Source organism: Anaerorhabdus sp. (assembly GCF_036657415.1).
In the GTDB taxonomy this organism is placed as follows: domain Bacteria; phylum Bacillota_I; class Bacilli_A; order Erysipelotrichales; family Erysipelotrichaceae; genus Anaerorhabdus.
The window spans coordinates 1-6,828 of sequence record NZ_JAVXGL010000095.1 but is presented as its reverse complement, the minus strand read 5'-3'; the positions used below and the strand labels follow the sequence as shown (position 1 = coordinate 6,828).

8 protein-coding genes and 1 tRNA gene are annotated in these 6,828 nt (G+C 32.0%); 5 read left to right on the top strand and 4 right to left on the bottom strand.

The window, feature by feature from the left end; translation table 11 throughout:
• The 3 genes from RSB60_RS10280 to RSB60_RS10270 all read left to right on the top strand — a co-directional run.
• A partial coding sequence (locus RSB60_RS10280) for a Smr/MutS family protein (protein WP_332616151.1) occupies nt 1–518 on the top strand: 518 nt, incomplete at its 5' end.
• Entirely contained in the window at nt 515–2,284 is a 1,770-nt protein-coding gene (uvrC, locus tag RSB60_RS10275; RefSeq protein ID WP_323380404.1) for an excinuclease ABC subunit UvrC, read from the top strand. The genes RSB60_RS10280 and uvrC, both read left to right, overlap by 4 nt.
• Nucleotides 2,285–2,318: 34 nt before the next feature.
• Nucleotides 2,319–3,317 (top strand): M15 family metallopeptidase, encoded by a 999-nt coding sequence (locus tag RSB60_RS10270; protein WP_323380405.1) that lies wholly within the window; start codon nt 2,319–2,321, stop codon nt 3,315–3,317.
• Nucleotides 3,318–3,327: 10 nt separating this feature from the next.
• Here the strand turns inward: RSB60_RS10270 and RSB60_RS10265 are convergent, their stop codons facing one another.
• On the bottom strand, nt 3,328–3,630 hold the full coding sequence (locus RSB60_RS10265; protein WP_323380406.1) for a hypothetical protein: 303 nt from the start codon (nt 3,628–3,630) through the stop codon (nt 3,328–3,330).
• A gap of 116 nt (nt 3,631–3,746) precedes the next feature.
• Here RSB60_RS10265 and RSB60_RS10260 point away from each other — a divergent pair, with 116 nt between their 5' ends.
• Entirely contained in the window at nt 3,747–4,223 is a 477-nt protein-coding gene (locus RSB60_RS10260; RefSeq protein WP_323380407.1) for a metallophosphoesterase, read from the top strand.
• 27 nt (nt 4,224–4,250) lie between these two features.
• Nucleotides 4,251–4,327 (top strand) — tRNA-Arg (locus tag RSB60_RS10255).
• Between the two features lie 313 nt (nt 4,328–4,640).
• Here the strand turns inward: RSB60_RS10255 and RSB60_RS10250 are convergent.
• The 3 genes from RSB60_RS10250 to RSB60_RS10240 form a co-directional block, all read right to left on the bottom strand.
• Nucleotides 4,641–5,411 carry an ABC transporter permease gene (locus RSB60_RS10250; RefSeq protein WP_332475088.1) on the bottom strand — a complete coding sequence of 257 codons (771 nt, stop codon included), beginning with the start codon at nt 5,409–5,411 and terminating at the stop codon, nt 4,641–4,643.
• Between the two features lie 8 nt (nt 5,412–5,419).
• Complete coding sequence (locus RSB60_RS10245) at nt 5,420–6,145, bottom strand: ABC transporter permease (protein WP_332475089.1); 726 nt, start codon at nt 6,143–6,145, stop codon at nt 5,420–5,422.
• Nucleotides 6,142–6,828 (bottom strand): ABC transporter ATP-binding protein (locus tag RSB60_RS10240; protein ID WP_332616147.1); only part of this gene is annotated, 687 nt, incomplete at its 5' end. The genes RSB60_RS10240 and RSB60_RS10245, both read right to left, overlap by 4 nt.

Genomic DNA, 6,828 nt, shown 5'->3' with positions numbered 1-6,828 from the left:
TCAAAAATAAGCTATTGGTTTTAGAAGATGAGACAATACTAGAAGAAGTGCACGATAGTAATTCTTTCATAGTAGGAGATTTTGTTGAAATTAAACAATCCAATCAAGTCGCAAAAATTTTATCAATTACTAAAAATCAATGTACTCTTGATTTGAATGGAATCACAGTTCGTTCTAAACTAGAACAACTTCGTCCTACAAACAAAAAAATTATAAAACCAAAGAAAGTTTTCGCAATCAAGACATCAAAGCTAAGCGGATTTTCAATGGAGTGTAACTTAATCGGTATGCGTGTTGAAGAAGCATTACAAGTACTTGAAAAATACTTGGATGATGCAAAATTCAATCATATGACATCGGTTAGAATTATTCATGGTGATGGAACGGGTGCACTACGTAAAGCTGTGCATGAAGTTTTAAAACGTGATAAAGATGTAGTAGAATATCGCTTAGGAACACCATCAGAGGGATCAACAGGTGCTACTGTTGTGTTGTTTCGAGGAAGTAGTAAAAAATGAAAAATGGATTAGAAGCTAAATTACAAAACCTGCCAATGGAGCCCGGATGCTATTTGATGAAGGATGCTTCAGGAACGATTATTTATGTAGGTAAAGCGAAGAAATTAAGAAATAGAGTTAATCAATATTTTGTAGGTGCACATGATTTTAAGACTACTAAAATGGTAAGCCAAGTTAAGGATTTTGACTTCTTTATTACACGCACAGAAAAAGAAGCACTTTTATTAGAAATTAACTTGATCAAAAAACATCGTCCCCGTTTTAATATCATGTTTATGGATGATAAAACATATCCATATATTAAACTAACAAAGGAAGCATATCCTACGCTTACAGTAGTTAGAGAAACAAAAAAAGACCGCAAGAGTAAATATTTCGGTCCTTTTCCTGATGCAACTGCTGCACATCAAACTATCCGGTTACTACAAACACTATATCCTTTAAGAAAGTGTAAGACAATGCCAAAAAAAGTATGCTTATACTATCATTTAGGGCAATGTTTAGGACCTTGTGAATATGATGTTGATCCACAAGTTTATCAAGAAATGTTGGATAAAATAACACGTTTCTTGAATGGCGATAATAAAGAAATATTGCAAGATTTAAAACAAAAAATGGAAATTGCTACAGAAAAACTAGATTATGAAAGTGCCATTGAATATCGTGATTTCATACAATCTGTAGAGCATGTTAGTGATAAGCAACAAGTTCAAATTGAAGATCGATCAAATCGTGATGTTTTCAGTTATTTTTGTGATAAGGGATATTTATCAATTCAAGGATTTTTCATACGAGCAGGAAAACTATTGGAACGTGAATTATCACTTAGTCCACTTTATGGTGATCCAGAAGAAGAATTTGTATCTTTTATTACGCAATATTATCAAAAACATCCTTCACCTGTTGAAATTGTATTACCAAAGTTAGAAGAACAAGATATGGAAGTATTACAGGATACGCTAGAATCAAAAATTATTGTGCCTATTAAAGGTTATCGTAAGAAATTATTAGATTTAGCACAAGCAAACGCTAAGAATCAGCTCTATCTTAAATTTGATGTTATAGAAGCAAAAAGTAAAAATGATGAGACATTGATGGAAAAATTCAGTCAAATACTGGGTAGAGATATTCATCGTGTAGAAATTTTTGATAACAGTCACATCTCGGGTTCATTTACTGTTGCAGCATGTGTTGTTTATGATGAAGGTAAACCCAATAAAGCTGAATATCGTATTTACAAACTACATACGCAAAACAGTGATGTTGACTCAATGAAAGAAGTGCTTTATCGTCGATATTATCGCTTACTTATTGAAGATGCACGAATGCCAGATTGCGTTTTGGTGGATGGTGGTAAGCAACAAGTTGATGTTGCGAAAGAAATTATTGATGCACTAGGATTAGATTTACCAATCTTAGGGTTAGTAAAAGATGATAAGCATAATACCTCTGACTTAATGAATAGAGATGGACAATTGATACCTATTGATAAAAACAGTCCATTCTTCTTTCTCTTAACAAGAATGCAAGATGAAGTGCATCGTTTCGCGATAACCTATCATCGTAAACTTCGTCAAAAAGCCCAAACCAAATCAATTCTAGATGAGGTAGAAGGAATAGGGGAAGTAAGGAAAAAGAAGCTTTTAAAACATTTTGGAAACTTCAAAAGTATTAAGTCTGCATCCATTGAAGCATTAAGTGAAGTGTTACCCCTAGAGGTCGCAACAGAATTATATGAAATTTTAAAAGATGCGACATCAGAATAAGTTCTATGCTATAATTAACCAAGAGGTGAAGAAGATGAAGGTAAAGCGTACTATCTTTGTAAGTATGATTCTTCTTATTTCTGTTTTATGTCTTTCATTTATGAATGTTAATTATGATAAATTATCACGTTATCCATATAAAAATGAAGAAAGTAATCGCTTGATTCGTGAGTACTTAACAGATGATGAAATAGAATATATTATTGAATACTCCATTGCACCAACAACATTTATTGCATATATCCAAGAAAGAGATTTCAATATTTATCATGCTGCGGAATACCGAGATTTAAATAAATTATTATGGGATGAAACTCCTTCAAATATTGTTAAGATGGTTGAACAAACTCGTCAATCATTAGATGTTGTTACACTTGCAAATTATTTAGTGCATTATAGTTATGACGAAATTTTATATTGGATTCAACATGGTGATCCATTTGTTGATGATGCAATACTTGTAACTAATGCTGGAAACACAAATGCTTATGTTGATGATAAACACACAATAAGTACTAGAAAACCATTTAATCTTGAAGTTATCAGTGAAGAAATTCCAACAGTTAATGATAAAAGGATACAAATAGACGTAGCGCTTCAAACACCACTAAAGCTTTTATGCACAGCTATCAGTGAAGATATAGAAACTAATCGACCTTGTGGTGGATTGCTTGTAAATAATGGCTATATCTCTTATGCAGAGCAAGAAGCATTGTATAAAGCAGCAAGTGAAAAATATGGCGATAATGTCGATATGATTGAATTTAAACCAGGTCATAGTGAACATCAACTTGGATTAGCTGTAGATTTTGTTTTAGAAGGCTTAGACGACAGTAATTTTGCAAAGACTGAACAATATACATGGTTAACTGAAAATGCCTATAAATATGGTCTAATTCAAACATATCAAGCGACTAATTCACAAGTAACAAATAAATCTGAACAAAGTTATCATTTCCGATTTGTAGGATTTGAATATGCACGCTATTTGCATGAAAATAATTTAACTTTGTCTGACATGGCAACAAATTAAAAGGTGAAATTTATTTTTCACCTTTATTTTTTTCTAGAAATTTAAGAAAGAAGATTGTAGACAGCAATAAATGCAATTGATCTTTCTTTTTACGATAATACTTGTCAATATCATTCTTTGTTTTAGTATATGTATTTAACTTTTCTTGAAGACTTTCTTGTGACACAGAAACGATATTCATTGTTTTTGCTAATTTTTTTGTTTGAATTAGCATTTTGACAAGGTAAAAAGATGTTATAATAACAGTAATGAATAAAATGATGTAAACAACAGGACTAACATATGTTGTGTAGAAATCTAGAAATTGGTTCATTATCACACCTCAAGAGTATTATATCAAAATGTGAGATAAAAGATAAGAAATTCTTGAAAATTCTCACTTTTCTTGTGAAAATATAAAGGTGTTATTTAAAGAGGATTATTTATTATATGAAAATTGTAGTTGTAAGTGACAATCATGGACGTTTAGAGCCACTTAAAGATATATTAATGTTGCATCAAGATGCAGAAGTATTTATACATTGTGGAGATAGTGAAATGCCTGCAGAGTATTTAAGTGGGTATGTATCTGTAAAAGGAAACAATGATTTTTATGGTGATTTACCAGAATATCGTATTATTGATTTGAATGAGCATAGAATACTTGTGACACATGGTCATCGTATGATGTTTTTGGATAACAGAGAGATGTTAGTAAATAAGGCTAAATCACTTAATTGCGATATAGTTTGTTTTGGGCATACGCATGTTTATGAAAATAGAATACAGGATGGTATCGTATTGGTTAATCCAGGTAGTTTATCAAGAAACCGTGATGGATCACAAACAAGCTATGCAATTATAACGATTGAGGGTAATAATATAAAAACAAAGCGTCTTGAGTACAAATTTGGTTGCAAATTCTAACTTGTTTTGTTATTATAATAGAGCAGTGTCCTCGTAGCTCAGTTGGATAGAGCATACGCCTTCTAAGCGTACGGTCGAAGGTTCGAATCCTTTCGAGGACGCCAGTAGTTAAATCAGCCCATTAAAATGGGCTTTTTTTTATGAAAATCCGAATCTGATACGTTTCTTAAATATTTGGAATATTTTGGCAGTTTTGATGAACTATTTGGGAAAAATAAGGAGTTTAGAAGCAATAGAAAACTCCTCAATTAAGTAGCAGTTTGAGGAGTTAATTGGAAATTATTGAGTACATTGAGTATCTCTTTCTTTTTACTTGGAAACAAGTGACCATAAACGTTCTCAACCATTTGTTTGGAGTGACTGGTAGATATTTAAGATATATTTCTTATGATTTGTAATAATCTATTTTAGATAAATTTATCTCATCTCTTTTTTACCAAATCGAGTTACTGCTATCATAAACATGAAGGTAAAGATTAAAATTGCACATGGCAGAAATGGAAATAATTCAAATGATCCATTAATGCTATCTGTGGTAAAATCATGTAGAGAACAGGTAACTAAATAACCACTATAACAATATGGGTAAACAATCCAAAGTGACGTATTTGCTGCCAAAATTCCAGGTATAACAAGTAATAGATTTAATCCGACAGATAGTAGGGGTTTTTCAAATAGAACTGTAATTGCCCACATTGATGCAACACAAGGTAACATGGTTAGAAATAATCCAGTACACCATTTCAGAAGATACATGATTGGTAGCGCTTCTATGATTCCTGAAGTATTAGTTACTATAAGTCCTGCGATTATAAACACAATTAGAAATACTAACATTTCCATAAATAAATAGAATAAAAGCACACAAAACTTTGCGGCAGAAAGTGCGTAACGGCTAACTGGTAAAGCTAACATTTTTAATATTCCGTTATTTTGTGTTTCATGTCCAGCAATCATGACACAAACTACAATCATACTAAGTGGTAGTAAGTAATAAGCGTAAACTAAAGCACTTTGTATAAACATGGCTGCCCAGGTATTTGTATATTCTGAGGTAAAATAAGCTTGCAAATTAGCTATACCAGATGTGATTACCAGTAGCGGGGCAACGAAAATCAAAAGTAAAATTTTTCCTCGCTTAACTTTCATAAACTCAATTTTAATTAGTTCCAAAAAATTCATTTTCATACACCTCCTTACTCATAACGAATATTTTTAGTTGTCCATAATCCTGCAAAAAAGAATAGAGCGGTTTCAATTAGAGCTATAAGTGAAACAGTTGAATTTGGTTGTGCACTCATAGCTATAGCAGGCTTTAGCATCACAATAAAGGGATGTATCATAAATAATGCTATATCAGAGTTTGCTAATGCCATACCACTTAAAAATCCCGCTACTCCGATTCCAAGCGGAATCCACATATTTTCAAAACGAGATGATACAAAAAGCATAAAGGATAATACAGGCATTGTAGTAACGAAAGAATACCCAGCAAATTTTATTAATGTGCTGATTTCAAATGTACCTTGTGGTAAATCGGTAATGCCTATTTGTGTAAGAGCTAAATTTTGAAAGCAGATTGCTACAAAAAGTAAAAATGTTATAATTACGAATTTACATAAATATATGGATGATACCTTTATAGGTAACATATACATTTTTTTTACAGCGCTTCCTTTAAATTCCATGTTATAAATCATACATGTTGCTACAATGATTCCAAACATATTCAAAACCATAATCATTCCATATAGCTGTGTTAGAAGAACATCCATAGGGGATAAAGGTAAGCTTAATAGCGTATCTTTTCTAATGATAAAGTTAATGAAAACGTATGCTGCGCCTAAAATACCTATTAAAATCATTAAAGATAAAATTCCTGTACGCTTTTCTTTGCGAAACTCAATTGCAAGTGTTTTCATAGTTTTGCTCTCTGTTTTCTACTTTTGTTATCCTTTTCTATCATTGATAAAAACATATCCTCCAAGTTATCAGTTGAAAAACCGACTTCTAATGCGGTTTGCCGTAATTCATCTAAACTACCCTCGAATAACAATCTACCATGATTTAGTATTCCGATATCATCAGCAATTAATTCAATTTCAGAAAGCATATGTGATGAAATTAAAACTGTGCAATCATAAATAGCGGGTAGTGATTTAATCAAATTTCTGATTTCATGTATACCGGATGGATCAAGTCCATTTGTTGGTTCATCCAAAATTAGAATTGGTGGTTTTCCCAATAATGCACCTGCAAGTCCTAAACGCTGTTTCATTCCTAAGGAATATTTTTTAGCAAGACGATTGCTAAATTCTGTAAGACCAACAAGTTCTAATGCTTCATCAACAGCACTTTGAGGTAGTTCTAAAATACGACGAATAATATCGAGATTTTCTCTACCAGTTAAGTTTGGATAGAATGAAGGGGATTCGATAAATGAACCAACTTCTTTTAAAATCGAAATACGATCATTTGGGAAGGTCTTTCCATCAATAGAAAATTTACCATTAGTTGGTGCTGTCAATCCCAACAACATTTTCATTGTGGTAGATTTTCCCGCTCCATTTTTACCTAGAAAGCCATAAATACTTCCCTTACGAAT

Bases quoted from the DNA above. Each gene is read 5' to 3' on its own strand.
- RSB60_RS10250 (WP_332475088.1), bottom strand. From the start codon at position 5,411: ATGAAAATGAATTTTTTGGAACTAATTAAAATTGAGTTTATGAAAGTT.
- RSB60_RS10245 (WP_332475089.1), bottom strand. From the start codon at position 6,145: ATGAAAACACTTGCAATTGAGTTTCGCAAAGAAAAGCGTACAGGAATT.
- uvrC (WP_323380404.1), top strand. From the start codon at position 515: ATGAAAAATGGATTAGAAGCTAAATTACAAAACCTGCCAATGGAGCCC.
- RSB60_RS10270 (WP_323380405.1), top strand. From the start codon at position 2,319: ATGAAGGTAAAGCGTACTATCTTTGTAAGTATGATTCTTCTTATTTCT.
- RSB60_RS10260 (WP_323380407.1), top strand. From the start codon at position 3,747: ATGAAAATTGTAGTTGTAAGTGACAATCATGGACGTTTAGAGCCACTT.
- RSB60_RS10265 (WP_323380406.1), bottom strand. From the start codon at position 3,630: ATGAACCAATTTCTAGATTTCTACACAACATATGTTAGTCCTGTTGTT.